At 39.8% G+C, this 22,163-nt stretch carries 20 protein-coding genes and 1 pseudogene; 6 read left to right on the top strand and 15 right to left on the bottom strand.

The annotated features are described in order from the left end of the window. Positions 1-225 precede the first annotated feature (225 nt). Positions 226-1,032 (top strand): acyl-CoA desaturase, encoded by an 807-nt coding sequence (locus B1C82_RS01040; protein WP_086445760.1) that lies wholly within the window; start codon positions 226-228, stop codon positions 1,030-1,032. Between the two features lie 53 nt (positions 1,033-1,085). Here the strand turns inward: B1C82_RS01040 and B1C82_RS01035 are convergent, their stop codons facing one another. Further along, positions 1,086-1,565: a hypothetical protein gene (locus B1C82_RS01035; protein ID WP_086445759.1), complete on the bottom strand. Its 480-nt coding sequence runs from the start codon at positions 1,563-1,565 to the stop codon at positions 1,086-1,088. Between the two features lie 360 nt (positions 1,566-1,925). Between B1C82_RS01035 and B1C82_RS01030 the strand changes: the two genes are divergently transcribed. The 4 genes from B1C82_RS01030 (at position 1,926) to B1C82_RS01015 (ending at position 6,742) form a co-directional block, all read left to right on the top strand. Next, positions 1,926-4,307 carry a SpoIIE family protein phosphatase gene (locus tag B1C82_RS01030; protein ID WP_086445947.1) on the top strand — a complete coding sequence of 794 codons (2,382 nt, stop codon included), beginning with the start codon at positions 1,926-1,928 and terminating at the stop codon, positions 4,305-4,307. 47 nt (positions 4,308-4,354) lie between these two features. Beyond that, on the top strand, positions 4,355-5,257 hold the full coding sequence (locus B1C82_RS01025) for a diacylglycerol kinase catalytic domain-containing protein (protein ID WP_086445758.1): 903 nt from the start codon (positions 4,355-4,357) through the stop codon (positions 5,255-5,257). Next, positions 5,250-5,597 (top strand): STAS domain-containing protein, encoded by a 348-nt coding sequence (locus tag B1C82_RS01020; protein ID WP_086445757.1) that lies wholly within the window; start codon positions 5,250-5,252, stop codon positions 5,595-5,597. The genes B1C82_RS01025 and B1C82_RS01020 overlap by 8 nt, the downstream gene beginning before the upstream one ends. Positions 5,598-5,782: 185 nt before the next feature. Next, positions 5,783-6,742, top strand: coding sequence for a GDSL-type esterase/lipase family protein (locus tag B1C82_RS01015; RefSeq protein ID WP_086445756.1), 960 nt, complete (start codon positions 5,783-5,785; stop codon positions 6,740-6,742). Positions 6,743-6,785: 43 nt separating this feature from the next. Here B1C82_RS01015 and B1C82_RS01010 read toward each other — a convergent pair whose 3' ends face one another. Beyond that, positions 6,786-8,456 (bottom strand): PhoX family protein, encoded by a 1,671-nt coding sequence (locus tag B1C82_RS01010; RefSeq protein ID WP_086445755.1) that lies wholly within the window; start codon positions 8,454-8,456, stop codon positions 6,786-6,788. A gap of 109 nt (positions 8,457-8,565) precedes the next feature. Between B1C82_RS01010 and B1C82_RS01005 the strand changes: the two genes are divergently transcribed. After that, complete coding sequence (locus tag B1C82_RS01005; protein WP_086445754.1) at positions 8,566-9,060, top strand: hypothetical protein; 495 nt, start codon at positions 8,566-8,568, stop codon at positions 9,058-9,060. Here B1C82_RS01005 and B1C82_RS01000 read toward each other — a convergent pair. The 13 genes and pseudogenes from B1C82_RS01000 to B1C82_RS00945 form a co-directional block, all read right to left on the bottom strand. Then, positions 9,041-9,568 carry a hypothetical protein gene (locus B1C82_RS01000; protein ID WP_086445753.1) on the bottom strand — a complete coding sequence of 176 codons (528 nt, stop codon included), beginning with the start codon at positions 9,566-9,568 and terminating at the stop codon, positions 9,041-9,043. The genes B1C82_RS01005 and B1C82_RS01000 overlap by 20 nt on opposite strands. A gap of 57 nt (positions 9,569-9,625) precedes the next feature. After that, complete coding sequence (gene htpG / locus B1C82_RS00995) at positions 9,626-11,455, bottom strand: molecular chaperone HtpG (RefSeq protein ID WP_086445752.1); 1,830 nt, start codon at positions 11,453-11,455, stop codon at positions 9,626-9,628. Then, positions 11,452-13,047, bottom strand: a complete 1,596-nt coding sequence (locus B1C82_RS00990; protein WP_086445751.1) for a BatD family protein — start codon at positions 13,045-13,047, stop codon at positions 11,452-11,454. Before B1C82_RS00990 ends, htpG begins: the two co-directional genes overlap by 4 nt. Beyond that, positions 13,044-13,709: a TPR repeat-containing protein BatC gene (batC, locus tag B1C82_RS20895; protein ID WP_335900640.1), complete on the bottom strand. Its 666-nt coding sequence runs from the start codon at positions 13,707-13,709 to the stop codon at positions 13,044-13,046. Before batC ends, B1C82_RS00990 begins: the two co-directional genes overlap by 4 nt. A gap of 45 nt (positions 13,710-13,754) precedes the next feature. Further along, a pseudogene (gene batB / locus B1C82_RS20890) lies at positions 13,755-14,753 on the bottom strand (VWA domain-containing protein BatB); the annotation flags it as partial. After that, positions 14,750-15,694, bottom strand: a complete 945-nt coding sequence (gene batA / locus B1C82_RS00980) for a VWA domain-containing protein BatA (protein WP_086445749.1) — start codon at positions 15,692-15,694, stop codon at positions 14,750-14,752. The pseudogene batB and the gene batA, both read right to left, overlap by 4 nt. Continuing rightward, positions 15,691-16,593: an LB_053 family protein gene (locus B1C82_RS00975; protein ID WP_086445748.1), complete on the bottom strand. Its 903-nt coding sequence runs from the start codon at positions 16,591-16,593 to the stop codon at positions 15,691-15,693. The genes batA and B1C82_RS00975 overlap by 4 nt, the downstream gene beginning before the upstream one ends. Next, entirely contained in the window at positions 16,590-17,414 is an 825-nt protein-coding gene (locus B1C82_RS00970; RefSeq protein WP_086445747.1) for a DUF58 domain-containing protein, read from the bottom strand. Before B1C82_RS00970 ends, B1C82_RS00975 begins: the two co-directional genes overlap by 4 nt. A gap of 14 nt (positions 17,415-17,428) precedes the next feature. Then, positions 17,429-18,439 (bottom strand): AAA family ATPase, encoded by a 1,011-nt coding sequence (locus B1C82_RS00965; protein ID WP_086445746.1) that lies wholly within the window; start codon positions 18,437-18,439, stop codon positions 17,429-17,431. A gap of 11 nt (positions 18,440-18,450) precedes the next feature. Then, positions 18,451-19,098: an LIC20036 family protein gene (locus B1C82_RS00960; RefSeq protein ID WP_086445745.1), complete on the bottom strand. Its 648-nt coding sequence runs from the start codon at positions 19,096-19,098 to the stop codon at positions 18,451-18,453. 126 nt (positions 19,099-19,224) lie between these two features. Beyond that, positions 19,225-20,511 (bottom strand): LIC20035 family adhesin, encoded by a 1,287-nt coding sequence (locus tag B1C82_RS00955; RefSeq protein WP_086445744.1) that lies wholly within the window; start codon positions 20,509-20,511, stop codon positions 19,225-19,227. A 99-nt stretch (positions 20,512-20,610) separates the two neighbouring features. Next, positions 20,611-21,699, bottom strand: a complete 1,089-nt coding sequence (locus tag B1C82_RS00950) for a DUF1574 domain-containing protein (RefSeq protein ID WP_086445743.1) — start codon at positions 21,697-21,699, stop codon at positions 20,611-20,613. Between the two features lie 44 nt (positions 21,700-21,743). Next, positions 21,744-22,109 (bottom strand): PLU-1-like domain protein, encoded by a 366-nt coding sequence (locus B1C82_RS00945; protein ID WP_086445742.1) that lies wholly within the window; start codon positions 22,107-22,109, stop codon positions 21,744-21,746. Positions 22,110-22,163: the final 54 nt, after the last annotated feature.

Below are 22,163 nucleotides of genomic sequence, written 5' to 3'. Positions count from 1 at the left end.
GCGACAGGGATACGTAGGGCTTTGTCCGGCTTGCCGGACGAGCGCGAGCGAGCCCGAAGTAGCCCGATTCGAGCGATAGCGAGAAGTCGCCAAAATCTGCCATTTTGAGTGGAATTATTCTAATGAGACCATAATTGCCTATAAATCTCAAATTCTCCCCTCACATTTTTTGCAACCTACCCTCCCAAATTGACTCATATCATTTAGAAAAAAAGGGAGCCCTCCATGGCAATCATTCTGAGTTTTTTTGCGGCACACTGGATTTTAGCCGCTTTCGTTCAATCGTTCTATTTACATCGTTATTCTGCTCACCAGATGTTCAAACTGAACCGTTTCTGGGAAAAGTTCTTCTATTTCTTTACTTTTGTTGTGCAAGGTTCTTCTTTCCTAAATCCGAGAGCCTATGCAATTCTTCACAGAAGACACCATGCCTACAGTGACACAGCTAAAGATCCTCACTCTCCTGTAGCTTCTAAAGGATTTCTAGATATGATGTGGACCACCGCAGTAGTTTACGAAAACATTCTAGATCGTAAAGAAGAAGTGGAAAAGGAGTTCAGAGGAAATTATCCAGAGATCCCTTTGTTTGATCGTTTTGCTGATTCTTGGTATGTTCGTTTGTTCTTCGGAACCGGTTACACTCTATTCTATATGGCTTTCGTTCCTGCAGACGCAGTTTGGTTATACGCTTTATTACCAATCCATTATCTAATGGGACCAACTCATGGCGCAATTGTAAACTGGTGTGGACATATGTATGGTTACCGCAACCATGCGAAAAATCCGGATAATTCTAAAAACACCCTTCCAGTTGACTTCTTGATCATGGGAGAATTATACCAAAACAACCACCACGCTCACCCAAACTCTCCAAACTTCGCATTCCGTTGGTTCGAGTTGGATCTTACTTACCAAGTGATGAAGGTACTACATTTTATGGGAATCATCACAATCCAAAGAGCAGTGTGGACTGAAAAAGGAAGAAAAGAACTTTCTGGTACAGCACCTTCTCCTTTAGCTGATGTAGCTTAAGATTTTTTGATTTAGTGAGTTTTCGGAAGCCGCTTGGGAACAAGCGGCTTTTTTTATTCTTCTCGGAGCTTGTCCAAGTCTCCTCTCATCTCTTTGTCGTATTCTTCCATCAAGAGAGGATAAAATTCCGGGCTTAATTCTATTTTTCCGTTTAATACTAATTGGAATAATGCACGAACCAATTCTTCTTTTTCAAATCCTGTGCAAATCCATTCCAGAAGTTCCAATGCGAGATCTAATCTAGCTTCTAGCTGGATTGTTTTACGGAAGATGTTTAAGACCTCTTTTTCATTTCCTGCTTCCAGAAAACTTCTAAGCTCCACAGGCATACTTTGTAATAGTAATTGTTTTTTTGCGTTCGGGGTAAAAAGGAATTCTGGCTGTCCCGGAGGCAGATGAGATAGAATTGCCTTATTTATTTCTTCTTTAGAATGCCCTAATTTGATTAGGGTCCTTCCTAAAACCTCGCCTAGTACAAAATCTTCTAGAGGGTGAAACGGAAATCCCTGCTTTTTAGGTTCCTGATCTTCCATCTTGTTAGGGTCCAGAGTGCTTGGTCTGCGGTCAAGTGTTAGGAGGCGCGGAGTTTAAAAGAGACACAGGAAAGTGGCACGCAGAGGCGCCAAGACGCAGAGGGATTTTTAAGTCGACGGTCTAAAACTTTGTGGCTCTGCGTGAGATCAAACGCTGCGGCTTTATTAAATCTCTGCGTCTCCAACATCGACTAACATCTCATTAGGCGGAATATTTTTGTAACCTGAATTTCACGAAACCTTAGTACGAATGGGATCTTCCCAGTGTAAGGTTTGGGTCTCTTTTTCAAAGAAGAGAAAAGGCTAAAAATACAAAGCGCGCCTTCCCGATCTAGGGAGATTCCATTTCCGGAACAATTTATGAGTTTTAGACAAAAAATTTTTCTCATTCTGGGAGCAAGTCAGCTTCTATTAGTACTTATTCTTGCGATCACATTCATCCAGATGATCGATCAAGTTAAAAATGAACCACAGGACAAAAGAGCATTAGACCGTTCCCTGGAGTTCAGGAAGGAACTCAAACATAAGGAAGAAGTGATCCGACTTCTTCTCAAAGAAATAGAAAGAAACCAAAAGACTCTTTCTATTTTAGAGAACGGTTTGGGAAACAGAGGTATACTTCAAAGTAACCTTGAATATATCAAAGGGATCATGACTCAGTATGGTCTTTCTATTTTCGAGATCCATGACAAGACAGGGCATGTTTATTTTAGATTTCATAGACCAGCCGATTATGGAGACGATAAGTCTGGACAGAAGATCGTACAAGAAGCTCTACAAGGCAGAATTGCTTCTACCCTAGAGATCGGTCATAGTGGTCTTGGTCTTAGAGTCACTGCTCCGCTTAAAAACGGTGGGATCATGATGGTGGGCCAGGTGGTAGATGATAAGTTTATCCAAACCATCACTGGTTCTGAAGATGTTCATCTTGCAATTTATGAGAAAGAAAAGCTGATCTCTTTTTCGGATTCTACCATCTCCAAATATTTAGGAGATAGAAAACCTAAGGATCTTGCAGGAATTTCCAGATTCACCCTAGAAGGAAGACATTATTATCTTACTCAAGTACCTTACGAAAACCAAGGATTAAGTAATCTTAAACTAGATTTCGTTCTTTTGATTGATGAAACCGAACTTTATGAATCCACTCGAAATCTTTGGTTTTACTGCGGACTCATTGCTCTTGCCGTTTTCGGCGGGATCTTATTCGCATCTTATAGATTTTCCAGAGACATTATACATGCTGTAAAGGCTCTCAACTTCGCAATGCAAAATCCGAATGAGGACGAATCCAAAATTGTGGACTTAAATCGTTCCGACGAATTGGGAGAAATGGCAGAAGTTTTCATAGAAATGAAGAAGGATCTTTTAGACCACCAAATGTTCTTAGAAAAGAAGGTGGAAGAGAAGACAAAAGAATTACAGGAAACCCTGGATGATCTTAGAGCCTTGAAAGAAAAGCAAGACGGGGATTATTATCTGACTTCCCTACTTCTTCGTCCACTTGCTACTACTAAATACGAAAGTACTAATACTAAGATCAGCGGTATCTTAAGACAAAAGAAAACGTTCGTATTCAGAAAGAGAGAAGCAGATATAGGAGGAGATCTAGTTTCCATCAGTGAGATCACTTTATACGGTAAAAAATATCTGAGTATTATGAACTCCGATGCAATGGGGAAATCTATCCAAGGCGCGGGCGGTGCTCTTGTAATGGGGACAGTATTCAAAGCGATTGTAACAAGGACCCAACTCTCCAGAAGTAACCAAAAGAAAACTCCTGAGAAATGGCTTAAAGATTGTTATACTGAATTACAAAATGTATTCGTAACCTTCGACGGTACGATGCTCGTTTCCGCTTTGCTTTGTCTTTTAGATGAAGAAACAGGAGCATTATATTCTATTAATGCAGAACATCCGAATATGGTACTGTATAGGGATGCAAAAGCTGGCTTCTTAGATTCCGACTTCCCGATTCGAAAATTAGGTTTCTCCGAAAACACAACAGAACCTTTAGTGAGAGTGGATAAATTGGAAGCCGGCGACAGGATATTCTTAGGATCCGACGGAAGAGATGATATTCTACTCTATGATCCAAATTCTTCAGAGCCAGTGATGAACGAAGATGAGTTTTTATTCTTAAGATTTGTAGAACTTGCAGGTGGGAACTTAGAAGATCTAGAAAGATTAATCAGTGCAGCTGGAGAAATTTCGGATGATCTAAGTCTTTTGAGCATAGTTTATAAAGAAGTAGAAGTTTCCCCTTCTCGCACAAAAGCGATCTCCGAAGAATACAATAAGCTTCTACAGATCGGTATTAAAGAATATAAAAAAGGAAATACCGAAAAGACTAAGGAAGTTTTTGCACAAGCATTAGAGATAGATGATTCAGACCCTGCCCTTTATAAACAAATGGCTAGGATCTGCATCAACGCAAAAGAATTCGAAGAAGGTGCAAAATATACAGAGGCTTATCTTTCCAAGATCCCATTCGACAACGAGTATATCTTCTACCTTTCCTATTGTCTAAGAAAGACCAAGGATTATTGGAAGTCATTGGAATTCGCAGAAAAACTCAGATCCAGAGAACCTGAAAATATTAGAAATCTAAAACATTTGGTGGCTCTATACAGACTTACAGGAAATCGAATGAAGTTCAGAGCAACCATGTCTGTTCTAAAATTGATCCTGGCAGACTCGGATCCTAGGGCAAATAATTCTTCAGAACCCGCATTGGTTTGATTTTTTTCGTTTTCTAGGAGACCTAGATCTGTCCAAATTGGTAATCCATGTCGGCGGAAAAGCGAAAAAAGATCGAATCTGTTCTGGTAGTTATCAAAAGAACAAAGTATGAATTGGATCTGGAGAACTACGGTTCTCTAGATGAATTCAAAAGAGTAGCAGAGATCCAAAATGATTCCTTCTCTAGGATTTATAATTCTCATTTAAGACAGCTCCAAAGTAGAGAAGAATTAAAACACACCTTCCCGAATGGAAAGTTTATCTTTAGAGAAGAATTAGAAAATATAAATATAGCTGTCTTTGATCTGGTGATCGCATTAGGCGGGGACAATCATTTCACTTATGTGGCACATCACGCCTTAGACAATTTAGTTCTGGGATGTAATTCGGACCCCGAAACTTCTGTAGGGGCCCTTCTATCCTTTCATACCTCCGATATCTCAAAGGCGGTTTCCAAAAATTGGGAAAATATAATCATAGAAGAATGGCCTCGGATCAATGTTAGGATCGAATATCCTAACGGCCAAGCGATCGAGACCTTCCAAGGGATTAGCGAAATTTCTATCCGTAATAATAGTCCTGATTTAACGAGCCGATTTCTAATCTCTCATGAACAGGTCTCAGAAGAACAGAAATGTTCGGGCCTTCTTGTATATACCGGAGCGGGTTCTACTGGTTGGGTTATGTCTTGCGAAAATAAAGACGTAAGCTTTGACAAGCAGGAGCCCTATTTCAAAGTGTACTGTAGAGAGCTGCGTAAGAAGGAAAGTTTCCAATACAAGCTGGATCACTTCACGGTTCGCGGCTCTTTCCGTCTAATATCCGAAATGCGCGGAGGGATCTCAATCGATTCCTTGGCGGAACGTATTTACGATTTTCCTCCCGGGGCAAAAGCGGACTTTTCCGTTTCTCCGGAAAGATTGCGGGTGGTGGTGCAAAAACATGGATAGTTTAAAAATTCTAGAACAGGATGCTGGTAAAGAGATCAGAGTATATTTGGTTTCCGGCAGACTAGACGAATCCACCTTCCCTTTATTTAAGGAAAAAGTATTGGATGTAAGTCATGCAAACAATACCGTATTAAACTTATCCGATCTCAAGTATGTTTCCAGTTCCGGAATTCGTGCAATTTTCGAATTAAAGAACAGACTTACAAGTGAAGGTAAAAAACTTCTTCTTACAGAAGCTGGAGAGAAGGTCATACAGATCTTCAATCTATTGGGCCTTTGGAAACCATTCGCCCATTTTGAGAAAGAAGAAGACGCAATCGCTGCTTGTCTTAAAAACTAATCCCTATTCAAAATTCCGCACCTCCAGATTGCATTTTTCCATTTACACTTTAAATTTCCTTTAAAGAATATTCCCGTTTTTATTTCCCGAATGGATCATTACACAATATTTATATAGTATATAGAAATAAATTGACTAATCCAACAAAGAGAAAACTATCGTCCACTCGATAGGTACCCATAAATATGAAAAAGTCTATTATTTGGACGTTTATTACAATTTCCTTATTATTCAGCACGATTATAAGCGCACAGCCCGCTCCTTACAAACTAACAAATCCCGTTTTAATTCGCCCCTTTGGCGATTCGATTACTTATGGAGTCGGATTTACGAACGATTGGCAATGCCCAATGTATGAAATCTTTCAATATATATGTATGCCTCCAGGATTAAAAGGAGGCGGGTATCGTGGATGGATGACTCTACTCTCACTAAATGGAGACGGACTTGTTTTTACTACAGAAGGGTATCAAAGTGGAGGTTCCTATTTCCAGCAATGGCTTGTGAATACACAGACCCACGATGGCTATCCAGGATGGACAGTAGAAGATCTGACACCAATTGCAAATAGAGCCAGCTTTTCTGATATTACTTTGGTTCATGCCGGAACGAACGATATGTGGCCTATATTAAAAATCCAGAATCCAACGGACGCGCAGATCGATCAACTTGCCAGTACAACTGGTCAGAATTTATTCAACATGTTGCAGACCTTGCTGAACAGCAATCCAAAGACACATATATTTGTAGCCCAAATCATCAAGACAGCTCCACCGAAGGTTGGTTACGAAACCGTTAATAAGGTAATCTTTAAATACAATAACTATATCGCAAACAATTGGATAAATCTTCCTCCCTCTAGTAGAGCTAGGATGACTCTTGTGGATATGCATAGCACGTTGCAACCTGGACCAGATTATTCTGCAGACGGAATCCATCCTAGCGCAAATGGATATTTGAAAATTGCATGCTCTTGGGTACGTGCAATCAAAGGGCAATCAGCAAATCAGGAAGATCCTTGTAACGGTATCACTACCGCAAAAACGGAAAAACAACTAACTCCTACTAAGGAAGAAATCAAACAAATGACTCCTCCTAAAGAAAAATTAGAGCAATTATTAAAAAGAAAGTCTGGAACGAAATAGAAAATACTGACCGGTCTTGATTCCGATTGTAGAAGTCTAAAAACTAAGCTCTTCTGATCGCGACGACTCCTGGCCTAGGTATATCGCCTTTCGTTCTATAAGGCCAACGGCTAGTAGGAACATCATAATCCTTGGTATCTTCTCCAGGATGTTGCACAGATAAGAATAAATATTCTTCGTCAGGTGTAAACCATGGGCCTGTGAGTTCCGCGCCGATGGGGGCAGAAGCAAATTGGAAAGCTTTTCCGGCATCTTCTCCGCTTGTAGGAATAAAGAACATACCATTATTCCCGAATTTTTTGAAGATGGATTTTCCTAGTAAGCGGGTAGTCATATCAGTAACCATCCAAAGATTTCCGGAAGAATCAAAAGCCAAATTATCAGGAGAAGAAAATCCACTCTTCCCTCCTCCAGCAACAAACACTTCGAATTCAAAACGAACCGATTCAGCATCTGAATTTTCTTCTTTGATACGTACTATTTGTCCGTAAAAATTTCCATGAGAATCATTATTGGTAAAGGAAACAAAAACAGATTTATCTAATGGATGAACTTCCAGATCCTCAGGTCTGTCCATTGGAGTTCCGCCGGCCGTCTTTGCTGCATCCCTGCAAGACACTAAGATATCCGCCTGGGTCTTGAATTTCAGATTACCTTCTTTATCTTTTGCATTTTTTAGATTTGGATTCTTTTCCAGATCCAATGGAACCCATACACATTTTTCGAAATTACCTACATATAAAGTACCTTCGTCCAAAAGTTCAGAATTTAATTTTCCTTTTTTAGGATCGAAATTTCTCTCGGAGACAAATTTATAAACGCATTGGTCCTTGGAATCATCTCCCATATATACAACTAACTTGCCGGATGGAGAAATAGTTAATGCGGCATTTTCATGAGAGAATCTTCCAAGCGCAGTATGTTTTACTGGAATGGAAGAAGGATCAAATGGATCCACTTCTATGATCCATCCGTATTCTTTGGAATCTCCCAACTTACAATCTTCTACCACCATTTCGTAGTTTTCTTCGCAAGAAAGGACAGTATTCCATAATGTTTGTCCACCGGAACAATTTGCAAATGTGCCATTCACTTTTGTTTTACCAGAGATTGCATCCGAACCAGCAACGGGGCCTTTCAGTTGGAATTCCGACCTTCCGTTTATTCTTCTTCCGTATTTAGATTCAGAATCTAATACCCAAGAGCCATTAGATTTGCGTAATCCGATCACTGAACCGCCTAATGAATACAGATATTTTTCGATCTGTTCAGGTGTTCGATTATTCGGACCCTTCTGGTTATAATCATATCCAGTTACATAATATTCTAATTCGTTTAAATACTCATGATTGGTCCAAAGAAGTGCAGAGTTTGGATCATTCGGAAATTGGAAGAAACAGTTAAAATCGGCAGCATAACCGAAAGTATCTCCCTTAGAATTGATCTTATCTCCGTATACTGCGATCAGGTCGTATGTAAAACCTGCCGCTAAGATCAGATCGTCTTTTGTATTTGGCTTTAAAGGTTTAAAATTGCTTCCTGGAATTTTGGCAGAGCCCGCCTTAGAACTTTTTGAAGAAGAAGAATTCGGAGAATGTACTTTTATAGAAGGTTTATTTGCAGGTTCTGAGAGTAGATCTAAGGTACGGGCCGCAGTTAAAGCAAGCATCCCCTTTCCCATATATTTCAAAAAGTCGGATCTAGATACCTTCATATCCTAAGAATAATGCACCTAACTCTCGGGACCATTCGTTTTTTCTTCCTACAGAAAAAGGAAACTTGGTTGTAATAATCCCTGTCGAAAAAGATGATTAAGACTGAGAATGAAAACGAACTCTACCCCATTCTATAAAATCCTTTTTATCATGGGCTGGATTTCGCTCGCGTTCTTTCTTCCTCTTTCCGTAGCAGTTTATTGGGAAAACAAAAGTTTAGAATCGATCTATAAAAACTTATCTCTTCCAGGAAACAAAGAGTTCGGAGTGCTTGTAGAGAATACAAAACTCAATAAGTTAGGTAGAACCGTAAATGTGTATACCTACTTGGTACCTGACGAACAAGGCAAAAAACATGAGGTCACTGAAGAAGTAGACCAAACCACAAACAGAAGAATGAGAGTAGGAGATACAGTCCAAGTCCGCACTTTGGTTTGGAATAGTTTCGGAAAACCAAAAATCCTAGGAAGGATCGTAGGAAACACGGCCCCGCCTCCTGGTTTCGGCTTTATGCAAGACTTTCTTATATTCGGGATTTTGTTCTCTGTCGGCCTGGTATTAGTCAGCCTTTATTTCAGAACGTTTAAGGCTGAGGTAGAGTAGTAGAATTAAAAGCGCTGTCCTTTTTAAAGATCAATTGCACCTGGTATGGTTCTTGTATATATCTTGCAGGATTCATCTCATACGAAATAAAACAGTAATACTTTTCGTAGACGATCACGAACATAAAGTCCTTAAATTTTAAATACTGCATTTGTTTTCTGATCCCTCTCATCCAAATGGAATCTTCAAACACACGTTCGTAACGGACTGAATTCGCGTTTATTTTTTTAAGTTCTTCCGGAGTCATCTTTTCCGGATCTCTTTTTCTTAACTCAAGCTTTAAGGAACGGATCAAGTTGTATTCCAACTTCTCCTTTTCCAAAACATCTAGATTAGGAAGAGTTTTAAAGTAATATTCGTAATATTCCTTATCTAAGGATTTGCCATCCTTATGCACCTCACCTTCCTCCTCGGAGGATGGGTTGCCCTTGCTCGGTTCTTGAGAATGTAAACCGGCAGAAGTGAATAAAATCAGTGCTATTATAATCGGGAAAATCGGTGTCCGCATACCGGTACCATTAAAGATATCGGTACGATCTCCGATTTCCCCCCTTTTTTTTCGGAATTAATCCGAGGAAAGATCTTCCAACAGATCCCTTTGGCGACGGATCAAATCACTTAGTTCGTCCTCTCCGATCAGCTTAGCGCCTAACAAGGCCAGATCGTACACCGAACGGGCTAATTTTTCCGCCTTCTCCGGATGAATGCTCTTGGAAAGACCCAGTATATTTTTGACCAGCTTAGATTGGCGGTTCAGGAGAAGAGTATGATTCTTCAAGAAGTCCCCAGCCTTCTGACCATACATTTGCCCCATCTCTGCCAGACGTCTTATATGTTCAGGCAGAAGAATAACTGCAGGTATGTCTTCAGACTTTAATGCTTCTGTTTTGATCTCCACACCTTCTTTGGAAATCGCTTTAGTAAAAATTTCCTTCAATCGATCTTCCGTAGTTTTGTTATCGGAGTCAGCAAGATCGGGGCTTGCATCCTTATCCAAAACCTGATCTGCAAGTTCAGAATCCACCCTTTGGAATTTCCAATCAGGATTTTTGCCTTCCAAGAATTGGAGGAAATGATTGTCTATTCGGGAATCTACAAGTAAGGCTTCCAAACCTTGGGACTTGAGAAGGTCCATATACACAGAAGAAAGTTCAGCTTCTCCCGCATAATATACTTTGCCTGAGTTCTTTTCTTTATTTCTTTCCACATAATCTTCGAGTTTCGTCAAATCACCATTAGATGACCGGAAGAATATCAGATCTTTTGCCGATTCATAGAATTTCTCGTCAGTCATCATTCCGTACTTAACAAAAAGGGAAATCTCATCCCAGTTTTTACGGAATTCATCCGGATTTTTGCTCCATTCTTCCTGCAATTTGTCTGAAACTTTTTTGACAATATGAGAAGAGATCTTTTTTACCAAAGGATCATTTTGCAGGTACGATCTGGAAACGTTCAGAGGAAGATCAGGAATATCCAGAGTTCCTTGTAGAACAGTTAAAAATTGAGGAACTAATTCTTTAGCTTCTTCAGAAACAAACACATGATTGCAATAGAGTTTGATACCCATACGATTTGCATCTAGCTCATGTTTAAGCCTTGGGAAATACAGTATACCCTGCAATCTAAATGGATAATCCACATTTAAGTGGACATGGAATAAAGGCTCACCTGCGAAAGGAAAAAGATACTGATAGAACTCATCATATTGTTCTTTTTTAACGGAAGAAGGCTGCTCGCTCCATAATGGAGTTTGTTTATTTGCCTTCTCATCTTTTACATAAATTGGAACAGGAAGAAAATCACAATATTTACGAACAAGTTCCTTCAGTTTCCAGGAATCCAAATACTCTCCTGAATCTCCATCGAGATATAAACTGATCTTTGTTCCTCTTTCAGATCTATCACCAGGTCTTAAGGAATACTCAGTGCCTGATTCACTTTCCCAAACAACAGAGGCACTCCCCTTTTTATAAGATTTAGTTTCTATTTTTACTTTAGTAGAAACCATAAAGCTGGAATAGAATCCCAAACCGAAATGTCCTATAATCTCAGTTTTGTCTCCTTCTGATTGGTATTTTTTTACGAATTCTTCCGCACCTGAAAATGCAATCTGATTGATATAACGGTTCACTTCTTCATCGGTCATACCGATCCCGTTATCTTGGACAGTTAAGATCCTAGTTTCTTGGTCAAAATCTAGATCGATCCTATAATCGGTCCCTCCTTCGAATTCTTCGTTCAAGGAAATTTTTTTAAGTTTAGCGATCGCGTCACATGCATTGGAGACTAACTCTCTCAAAAATATATCTTTTTCAGAATATAACCATTTTTTAATAATAGGAAAAATATTCTCCGTCTCTACGGAAATCCTACCTTTTACTTCTTCGCTCATTCGGCCCCCTCCTCGTTCAATTTATCTGACAACCAATTTGAGATCCTAATCAAAGTTTTTTTGGAAGAAGGTCCCAAAGTCTTATAGGTTTCGATCAAAGGAACCGTGTCGGACTTCCAGCTAGCAAGAAGACTTGCTTCTTCCTCAGGTAATCCCTTGGTCATCACAGAATGTTTCAAAACAAAACCTCGTTTGGAACCTATCCAGAGGTCAAGTCGTTTCAGTATAGTTTCAAATTGATACTTCTTACGCAGTGTTAAAAATACAAACACACCGGCTCCTATAAAAATAGAAGAAAGAAGAATTGATGTTAGTAGAAAAGATCCGGTCTTATTTCCAATTTCTTCAGCAGCAATTTCCTGTTTTGGCCTAGGCGGTCCCACTTCCAGACCAGGAAAACGAAGAGAAGCAGATTCATATCTTCCAGAACCTGGATTGAAAAAAGTGAATTTCAGATCTTCCGGTTTCCAAACTCCCTCTTTCTTAGGAAGTACAGAATAATGATAAGAATAATTTAGATAAAACCCGAATTCCCCTGGACCAAGCTCTCTAAAATCTCTTTGTTGCCTTGTTTGCAAATATGTAATTTCAGGAGAACAATTGGGATCACATACACTTAGTAAAGGATCCTTAATGGAAGAAAGATTTCCATTCCCAGAAATAGTCAGCTTAAACTGAAAAGGCTCTCCCAGAAAAGCTGTTTTTGGATATTCTTCTAAATCTATCTTAAAGTTACCGACCGCACCCTTAAATTCCAATGGGGAAGGAGAAGGTAGATCCTTTACAAAAATTTTACTCGGAATGGTCTTAATACTTCTCATATGAAAGAAGGACTGTTGTCTTCCTTCCAAATGAAATACAGTAGAACCCAAAGAATATTCTCCCTTTCTTAAAGGTGTCAGAATGAAAGTTTCTTTATTATAAACTGCAGTTTCAAATTCCAAACCTTCATAAATCACCTGTTCTGGGATTAAAAGATTGATCCCTGAAAGTGCTTCGCTCCTAAAATAAGGAAATTCGATAGAACTAGAAAAATCCCGATCTATATAAGGACGTATCGCATTTCTGTAATATAACGTGAAAAATCCTAAAATAGGTTCCCCTACCCAGACCTGATCTTTGTTTGTTCTAAATAGTACTTTTAAGTCCCCATCTTCAGGACCCTCCGTCTCTTCGCTGAAAAAATATCGGTTTGAGAAAAATCCTGAGGACTTATTCGCAGTAGAACTTCTGGGAGAAATTTCTAAGGCCATCATTCCGGATTCTACTTTTTGTCCGTCTACTTCTATCTCTATTTCCGGAACTGAAAACCGCCCAGGTGCTGAGACAGTAAGTCTGTATTTAATTAGTTTTTTGCGATATACTTTGAAGTTTACTATAGTGGTGTTCTCTTCAGTCCCCCAATAGACTGCTTTGATCCCTTGCCCGTTAAATTCCTTTTCTATTAAACGGACCTGAGCGCTACCTTCTGTTTCTAAAATGATAAATACTGCATCCCCCAAATCTGCTCTGGTCTGACTGAGATAAAACTTAGGCCCTTGCGCAAATAAAGGAAATATTCCTATAACTAAAAGAAGAAGGAAACGTTTCACCAGAACACCTCTTTGTTCCGAGAACCTGGACTTCTTCTCTTTACGGAATCTAAATCCATAGATTCCATGATACGATCCAATTCATCTTCCATCTTAGATTTGTTTTTATCTTTCTGATCTTTTCCGGCACCAGACTTGGATTGTTTTTCTGCCTTCTCTTTTCCTTTAGGACCATGTTTTGCAGATGAAGACTTATCTTCCTTTTCCTCAGCCGTACTCTCTTTGTTTTCTGAGCCCTCTTTTCCTTCTGGAGGAGGAAGTTTACGAAGCCATTCTAGATTTTTCTTAGCAGATTCTAAATTAGGATTTTCTTTTAGAGAACGAAGATAATGTTCTGCTGCCTTTTTCCGATCCCCCAATTTAAGATAAGAATTTCCCAAATTAAAATGAGATTGTGCATTAAGTTCTTTGTCTTTCGAATCTGCGGATTTTTCAAAATGGCGGATGGCCTTATCTAGATTACCTGACTTGTATTCACAATCTCCCCGATTGAATTCCAATCGAGGATCTTCCGGAAAATACGGATCTGCTTCCTTATATCTTTCCAAGCAGCTTCGATAATCTCCCTGGTCGTAGGAATTCCTACCTTCTTTGATACGATTTCCGCCTGGATCTAACTCAAATGAATAAATTTCTCTTCCCCAAAATGAGAATAGAAGCAAAAGCGCAGGAGCTACCTTTTTTGAAATTCTTACTAATAATTTTCCCCAGAACTCCAATACAAAAAAATCAAATAGCAAAAGTAGAAGCGCAGGTATTAAAAACTTTTTGGCTCCTTCTGCCCTTCTTAAATTACGAATTCTTTGTCCTGTGTTTTTTTCCATGGAGCTTATCCAAGATTTTACATCCCCAATCTGGGGACTTTCCGAATCCAAAGAAAGAAACCTGCCCTCGTTTGCGGAAGCCAATTCTTTTAAAAATCTAGGATTGGATTTGGAGACGATCACTCCTGGAGAATTTTCATAAGGTGCCAAAGACCCATCTTTTGTTAAGAAGCCATACACTCGAGACCCGTCTTCAGAATATCCGATTGGTCCGCCTGTAGGAGTTCCAACAGACCAGACCCAGACCTCCGCAGGAAATTTTACAATACCTGGAGAATCCATATCTTCTCCGTCAGAGATCAAAACTAAAATACGATTTCTTAATACTTGATTAGAATTCAAAACTTCTTCCGCTTTTGTGAATGCAGATTTCAGATCGGTCCCTCTATCTCCTACTATATCCACATCCAGACCTCTCACATACTCCGAAAATGCACGTGTATCTGAGGTCATAGGACAATAGACAAATGGAGAAGCAGCGAAAACAATCATACCAAATCGGTTTCCGTTCAGCTCGGGAAGAAGTCTCAGGATTGTTTCTTTTGCTCGGGCGATCCGAGAAGGACGAGTATCCACTGATTGCATAGAAAGACTTACATCCACCAAGAATAAAAAGTCTACTCCCCTAGAGATTTCTTCTTCTTTAGACTTGGTAGATTCAGTTCTTTGGTATGCAAAATATGAAAGACAAAACACAGAAGCAAGCAGCAAGACCCTCGCGAGCACTATATAAAAAGGTGGAACCTTGGACTCTCTAGGTAAGCCGGGATAGAATTTTTTCCAACGACTCCAATAAAAATAGAATACAAGCTTAAACAAAGAATAAGCGAAAAATATCAACCCAAGTGAGATCCAAAAGGATTCTAAAAAAGTCTCGCTCATACGTAATACCGAAAAACCCAAGATCGGAAAAGTAGATCCATGCCCAATAAGGCAAGCGCATAGGTCAGAAAAATTAAGGATTCTGATTCTCTTACCTCTTCCGGGGGAAGGATCAAAAGGTCTTTTTCCAAAGAGTCGATCGAAGCTAAAACCTCTCTCAACTCACTAATATCTTCAGCTCTATAAAATACTCCTCCAGTTCTCTTGGAAAGTATATCCAAAATTTCGAAATTCACCTCATAAGATTGATCTTCTTTTCCAATACCTATAGAATAAATTTTAACCCCCACACCTTTTGCAATCTCAGTCGCCGTTACTGGATCTATACGACCTGTATTGGACGCCCCATCTGTGATCAGTACAATCACCTTTGATTTTGCAGGAGACCTACGTAATCTATAACAAGAAAGAATCAGCGCATCACCAATAGCAGTACCTTGTTCAGGAACTGTTTCTTCTTCGGCTTGGCTTAATATTTCTTCTAATACGTCTCTGTCGCTTGTTAGAGGAGATTGCAGATAAGCTCCCCCTGCAAATACAACCAGGCCTAAACGATCATTTTCTCTTTTTCTAATAAACTCTCTGAGTAATTTTTTAGAGACTCCTAAGCGAGTTTCAGGCAAGAAATCCCTACTCTTAGACATGGAACCGGACACATCCAATGCCAAAATGATATCCACCCCTTTGGTCTCATCCGGAAGAAACCTATATCTTTTTCCCGGACCTGCAACTGCGATCACAAACAATGTTAAGACGATTGGGCGAATTAATGGAGCAACTGAAGATAAAAACCCTTTAAAAGAAAACGTTCCGGATTGAACTCTTCCTGGAATCCGAAGTTCTATTCCCAACGCCGGCTCATTTTTCCAATAAGAGTAGAAAGTCCAGATCCAGATCGGAATAATTAAGAAAAGATAATATGGAGACTCCCATTCCGTCATTTGGAAAGCGCCTCCTTCCAATAATCCCAGGCCCTCAAAGCCTCGGCAGAAGAGATTTCCACTTCCTCGCCAGAGTATTGAGCCTTACGGAAAGTGTTCTCCCAATTTCTGACATCCCCTTCTTCCAATGCAAACGAATCATAAATACGTTTGAATAATTCTGCTTCTGTAAGATGTGCGAATGGCGCATTCATCTTTTTGGACATATTCTCTCGAATATATCCAGATAGAACCCTATAAAAGGTCCTAGCAAATACTGGAGGAGTATTGATGATCTCGTCTAATTTACTTTCGTATATTAGAATTTTCTGGACCCATGGATCTGCTTCTACAAGTGCATCCATAGTCCTTCTGGATGCTGTTTGATTTAGATACCAAGCATAGAAGATTCCAAAACCCAATGCAACGAAAGCTGCGAGAATCGCCGCCAACTTTAAGCCGTACTTTCCTGAAAATTCCAGAGGTGGCAAGATCTCTTCAGGAGTTTTATCCTTCTCTCCTATAGATGAACGAACAGCCAAAGCTAGCTCAGAGCGGAATTCTTTTCCGTCTTTGTCCTTCCATGTGATAGGCAAATAAAAAGTCCCGGAAACATAATAAGCCACGCTCAATTTGATCTTTGTATCTAGAATTTCAGCAGAGGTCACTTCGAATAGCGGAAGATCCGGAGATTCCGGATCGGGATGTATTCCCTTAGAAGGTAACTCTGGATCCTGGATTTCTCCCTGTTGGAATTCCAACACGTATTGTGCCTGATCTCCAATTCCTACTTCCTTAGGTTCCCAATCTTCTTTCCAAGCAAAGGCAGGAGCGGCAAAAAGCAGAAGAATTAAACAGAAAGTATAATAGAAAAACTGAATATGATCCAAGGATCTTAGACGGCAACTCCCCGTCGTCATGACATACGTCTCCAGTATTCAAGAAGTTTATTCGGATCCGTATCATTTCCTTCTAACTCTAAACATCTGGACTTGAATAGAAATTCTAGATTCTTTTTAATACTTCCCCCCACTGGAGAAGGGATTGCACCTGTCTCCGGATCTTTTAATAAGAAGAATTGGAAAAAGCCTCTAGGCGCATTCTCTTCCAAACGGTCCTTAAACCGAATTGCATGAAGTGTATGGAATCTTCGAAGCCCAGTAAGTTTTTTTAAAGAAGGAAGTCCATGAAAATCGGAAAGTATATAAGAATCAGTGTATCTTCTGATCCGATTTTTTAAGAGCACGAATGGAAGTTTAGGATCTGTTTTTAATTTTCGATGCGGGTATGTACGAACCTTTTCCAAAGAAGACAGAGCTTCTTCGGTATTACGGATATACCCCGTTTCCCATTCTAAACGATCCGAATATAGTAGGATTTTCGCAAGGTTTCCTTTTCTTACATAAAGTAAAACTAATAAAGCTAAAACCTGAAAAGCATTCTCAGCCTTGGTCCACTCTGAACTGCTCCAATCCATAGATTCAGAAACATCCAAAAAAAAGACTCCAAGTCTTTCTTTCTCTTCGTAGAATTCTCTTACATGTAATTCTCCGAATCTAGAAGTAACATTCCAATCGATTAGTCTCGTATCGTCACCGACAGCGTAAGGGCGAACATCCTTGAAATCGACCCCCCTGCCCTTTCTAGAACTCGTAGCAGTGCCTTGTCTACTCCGAAGAGAGTATCCTCTCTCCTTAAAATCCAGAAGTTGGATCAGGTTTTGGTATTCTTTACGGAACATCTTAGTTGATTAGATCAAAGTACCTGAGTTGCATCTGACACGATCCGAACCACTGACTCAATCCCCACGTCCTCAGAGATTGCTTCGAAAGTGAGTAAAATTCTATGACGAAGAATTTCAGGAAGAACTGCTTTCACATCCTCCGGAGCCACATAATCCCTTCCTTCCCATAAAGCCTTTGCTTTAGATGCTTTTAGCAAACTTAAACTAGCCCTAGGAGAAGCTCCGTGTTTTACATAAGGAAGAAGATCCGGTACAGTCTTCTCTTCCGGGCGAGTATTCCTTACTAAACGAACTATATAACTTTTTAATTTAGGCTCCACATGAACTCTATCCACAAGTGAAGAGATCTTCAGAACATCTTTAGCAGTTGCTGTTTTCTTAATACGTTTTGGACCGGCCGCAAGTTTACCATGTTGTTCTAAAATTGCGAGTTCTTCATCGATATCAGGATAATCCACAAGAACTTTCATAAAAAAGCGATCCATCTGCGCTTCCGGCAATGGATAAGTTCCATCTTGGTCGATCGGATTTTCAGTAGCTAATACTAAAAAAGGTCTCTCTAAAGGGAAAGTATTCTCTCCGATGGTAACCGTTCTTTCTTCCATACATTCCAAAAGAGCAGATTGTACTTTTGCTGGTGCCCTATTGATCTCGTCTGCCAGTAAAACTCCGGTAAAGATCGGTCCTTTACGTGTCGTGAATTCTCCGTTTTTAGGATTAAATACGACTGTACCAATTAAGTCCGCAGGAAGAAGATCAGGTGTGAACTGTACTCTTTTAAAATCTAGATCCAATGCGGAAGATAAAGATTTTGCAAGGAGTGTTTTTGCAAGCCCTGGCATTCCTTCTAAAAGAACATGACCCTGACAAGCCAAAGAAATAAGCAGATTTTTAACCACTGCCTCTTGGCCGGTGATCTCTCCAGTTAACTCTTGGCGAATTCTATCTAATGTATCTTTTGCAAAATGAATATCAGATTCAGATAAAGGAATATTCTCACGATCTTTAGCGATGGATTCCATAGTATTTCCTATTAACGTTCTGCAAGCCAACGGCCAGAACTATTTGTGCCTTGGTATGCCCCTTGGATTTTTTTACCGTCCAAGTCTCCGGTATAAGTTTGCGTAAAAGGAACATTACTTCCTATTTCAGAACATCTTGCTCCTGCACAAGATCTCACAAACCGAATCGACTTCCCGGTAACCCGAATGCCCGTGAGGATCTCATTTGAACCTTTTCCCCAATTCGTAAAACGTAAAGTTGCTCCTATCCCGCCGGTTTTGCGAGGAAAAATACTTAGCACACCTTTATGGATCCCGATCTGTATTTTATAAGTTCCTACAAATGACTTTTCTGAATCACTCAAAGGCACCTGGTTCGGGTTTAAACTTTGGGCGTCTTCTAAAAATTCTATTTTCTCTACAGTTTCAAGAGGAATAGAAAAATCAGGATCTTGCAATATTACATTTTTAGAATTTAAGGAAACCAAAGTCCCTTCCGTAAAGGATCCACTATAGGTTACCTTTGCCTGTCGATTCACCGAACTACATCCTCGGACGAAATATCCAAGCAGGAAGAATAGAGGTGCGGCGACCAGAATTCCTAGGCTGATTTTTTTAAGATCGTTATTTGTGATAATTTTTTCCAAGGCAAGGATTCCCTTTTTCCATCTTGTATCCATGTTGGAATTCCAACATCAAACAGAGAAGAATTTAAATGATTGAGAAAAGCCTTTTTAAAAGCTGAAAGCCCGAAGTTTGTTACTCCGAGCTTCTATACTCAAGATTGAGTTACATATAGCTTAAGATTACTTACAGCCCTGTAGCTCTCCCATTTTAGGATTTTCCCTACCGTTCACGTAATATTTTTTACCCTGAGGTGTCGTCCAACAATCGTTTTTTTGGTTTGTCCCAGGCATAATCGGCCCCTGTCCAATCTTTGCCCCGGACTCGTCATACTCGACCGCAGTTCCGTTTGCAGCAATTTCAAAAGACTTCTTGCCGTTTTTATAATATGCAAACGGGAAATCAGGCTTATATTTTGCCTTCAGTTCATCCGTTTTTTCATCCATGAGTAGAAGGTCGAAAAGCAGTTTTCCTTTTCCAACAATTGTTCCGTCTTTGTCGTATACTTCTGCGGAACTCATCATCATTTCGTTCATCATGGTTCCTTTATACGCAGGATTTCCGGTACTCCAATAGAAAGTCCAATCTCCCTTACGAGTATGATCCCTTTGCCCTTCTGCAAATACCTTTCCGTTTTTATAATATTCTTTCCAAGCGCCTATCCTGAGAGATTTTCTGTCCGCGCCGGCACCTTTTGGAGCGTAATTACCTTCAGATTGAGGGGAGCCATTCTCGTAATAGTTTTTCCAATAGCCAGTTTTTAGATCATCCGAATTGTTTCCTTCGGAAGAGACAGTGTTCCCATCTTTATGATAATTCGTTTCTTTACCGCTTTTTTTGCCGTCTTTGAATTCGATTACGGATTTTTTAGCTCCGTCCTCATTATAGAAGTCCTTCCAAGTCCCTACTTTTTTATCATCCGCGTAAGTTCCCTCATCGCTTAAGATCCCTTTGTCTGTTTTAGACCAATACGGTCCATTCTTCTTGTCAGCTTTGTAAATTGTGCTTTCAAGTTGGGTCCCATCTTTTGCGAGCTTTTTCTCTTCACCTTCTTTTAAGCCGGCCACATAAGGAGTTTCTCTTAAAGTTTCTCCCGTTTCATATAATGTTTTCCAGATCCCTTCTCTTTTATCGTCCTTGTAATCACCTACTCGGGTCAGGACGGAGAATTTATTTTTTTGAAGATCTTCCTTCTCTACATATTCTTTCCAAGAACCGTTACGTTTTAGTTTTTTGATCTGATCAGGTGTCAACGCACTTGCTTGATCCGGGGTACAAGGTTTTCCGGAGCAATCTAAGTTAACCGGACCTTCTGCCTTTAAATTGAATGTCTCTTTGAATTTTTCTACTCTGATATTCGGCTCTATAATTTGGAACTCTACATTCTTGCCCTTGTTCTCAACAACACTTACTGAAGAACAACCGATCAAAAGAGAAATTGAAACCGCTGTGGATATAATTTTTTTCATGGGTTCGCCTTTTGGGGAAAATCTAACGAAGCAAAATTAAGGCAGACAATTCTTCTCGTCAACCTCCTTTCCCAGGCAAAATATCTAGAAAGAAAGGGATTACTCCCCCGGATATCTCATTCTTAAAAAACGTAAGAACGGGCGGTAACAGTCCACAGCCATATGACCGCTATCCGCAAAAGTATTACAATCGTAGTCGGTTGCTTCCGCCATGTCTATAATGGGAACACCGAACTTTTGGTTGATCGGACGAACCCTCTCCCACCAAGGGGCTGGGATATTCAGTTCTTTTAGAAGATTTTCCAAAGGAAGAGAGACTTCAGGGCGAACAACCAGGGTAGGAACTCCCTCGGCCTTAACTCTATCCAAGATCTTTTCATAAAATGAAAATTGCATTTCCGAAGGAGAATACTTAGGATAGATCCAACCTATAGTGCGGATAGAACTTGCTTCCAGTCTACCGAAGTCCTTCTCCATAAAACCACCAGCAGGAGAAATGGCATTCCCTTTGTCTCTTTGCAGAGATTCTATAGTAAGTTTTTTAATCAGGTCGGCTTGCTCGAATTTTTTATTGGTAAGGTGAGCATAAACGTTAGTGATATATGGTTTGTTCTTACTAACTCCGAAGAAATAATTTCCCAGATAATAGTTCACATTCTCCTTGCCCAGATCCCAAGCATTGGAAAGAACAAATCTAAGATCGAAACTATTTGCTAAATTCGATTTTTTGAATGTAGTGCTGTTTGCATTGAATTGAAAAGGATCGGCTTCTAAAACTAAAAAGTCAGGCTTAACACCTGCCTCGAATAATCTTTCTAAAAAGTAGAGATAATATGCAGGAGTGGTCACTGCAGAAGAAAGATTATACACTTCCCAGTCAGGATAGAAGTCTAGGATCTCTTCGTTTTTGAAGTACAACATTCGAGAAGATCCCATCAAAAGTACTAATTTTTTGCCGGACTTCTTCTCCGCGTTTTTACCAAACTTGGAGATCATCTCTTTTAAAAGATCTTGCTTAACGTCGTAGTAGATATAGGTCAATTCCACTTTTACGTAGTCTCTTACCTTATCCAAAAAGAAAATTTTATCTAGAGCGAATATGAATATAAAAAGAAGTACGGGATAGAAGAGAAAAGGATGTGTGAAAAAATTAATTTTTTCTTTTGATTGGAGTTCGTTCTCGGACACGAACTCAAGACTCCCCGGCTGACCGGGGATGTCAATAGATTATATCAAGCAGTTGCGAGAGTTTCGGTGGCTCTGCGACGTTTTTGAAGATCTGCCAACCATTCTTCGGTTGTTTTGCAATATCCTACCAAACGTTTTACATGTATACGACGCTCCGGATCCAAGATCTCCCTAGCTTCGCGGACTATCTCTTGTACAATTTTAATATGAAAGGAAAAGTGGCTGGTGAATAAGTTAAAGTATTCTTTATCTGTGGAAAGCCAATCTTTGGATTGGATTTCATTTAAGAAGTCTTCCATCTTAGAGATATCGGAATCGAATTCGGACTCGTATGGAGAGTTTAAGATCGAAATCGTATCTGTGATGTCAGTAAGACTTTGAAAATAAGGGTCTAGTTCTGGAAAATTCACTGTATACCGCCTTGAAAAGCAGCTCGCAGCCTTTGGTCTCTTATGGAGAAAAGA

Source organism: Leptospira venezuelensis, from assembly GCF_002150035.1.
Taxonomy (GTDB): domain Bacteria; phylum Spirochaetota; class Leptospiria; order Leptospirales; family Leptospiraceae; genus Leptospira_B; species Leptospira_B venezuelensis.
This window is presented reverse-complemented; position numbering and strand designations above follow the sequence as displayed.

Bases quoted from the DNA above. Each gene is read 5' to 3' on its own strand.
- B1C82_RS01025 (WP_086445758.1), top strand. From the start codon at position 4,355: ATGTCGGCGGAAAAGCGAAAAAAGATCGAATCTGTTCTGGTAGTTATC.
- B1C82_RS01040 (WP_086445760.1), top strand. From the start codon at position 226: ATGGCAATCATTCTGAGTTTTTTTGCGGCACACTGGATTTTAGCCGCT.
- B1C82_RS01000 (WP_086445753.1), bottom strand. From the start codon at position 9,568: ATGCGGACACCGATTTTCCCGATTATAATAGCACTGATTTTATTCACT.
- B1C82_RS00975 (WP_086445748.1), bottom strand. From the start codon at position 16,593: ATGACGACGGGGAGTTGCCGTCTAAGATCCTTGGATCATATTCAGTTT.
- htpG (WP_086445752.1), bottom strand. From the start codon at position 11,455: ATGAGCGAAGAAGTAAAAGGTAGGATTTCCGTAGAGACGGAGAATATT.
- B1C82_RS00965 (WP_086445746.1), bottom strand. From the start codon at position 18,439: ATGGAATCCATCGCTAAAGATCGTGAGAATATTCCTTTATCTGAATCT.
- B1C82_RS01020 (WP_086445757.1), top strand. From the start codon at position 5,250: ATGGATAGTTTAAAAATTCTAGAACAGGATGCTGGTAAAGAGATCAGA.
- B1C82_RS01005 (WP_086445754.1), top strand. From the start codon at position 8,566: ATGAAAACGAACTCTACCCCATTCTATAAAATCCTTTTTATCATGGGC.
- B1C82_RS01010 (WP_086445755.1), bottom strand. From the start codon at position 8,456: ATGAAGGTATCTAGATCCGACTTTTTGAAATATATGGGAAAGGGGATG.
- B1C82_RS01035 (WP_086445759.1), bottom strand. From the start codon at position 1,565: ATGGAAGATCAGGAACCTAAAAAGCAGGGATTTCCGTTTCACCCTCTA.
- B1C82_RS00970 (WP_086445747.1), bottom strand. From the start codon at position 17,414: ATGTTCCGTAAAGAATACCAAAACCTGATCCAACTTCTGGATTTTAAG.
- B1C82_RS00955 (WP_086445744.1), bottom strand. From the start codon at position 20,511: ATGAAAAAAATTATATCCACAGCGGTTTCAATTTCTCTTTTGATCGGT.
- B1C82_RS01030 (WP_086445947.1), top strand. From the start codon at position 1,926: ATGAGTTTTAGACAAAAAATTTTTCTCATTCTGGGAGCAAGTCAGCTT.
- batA (WP_086445749.1), bottom strand. From the start codon at position 15,694: ATGACGGAATGGGAGTCTCCATATTATCTTTTCTTAATTATTCCGATC.
- B1C82_RS01015 (WP_086445756.1), top strand. From the start codon at position 5,783: ATGAAAAAGTCTATTATTTGGACGTTTATTACAATTTCCTTATTATTC.
- B1C82_RS00960 (WP_086445745.1), bottom strand. From the start codon at position 19,098: ATGGATACAAGATGGAAAAAGGGAATCCTTGCCTTGGAAAAAATTATC.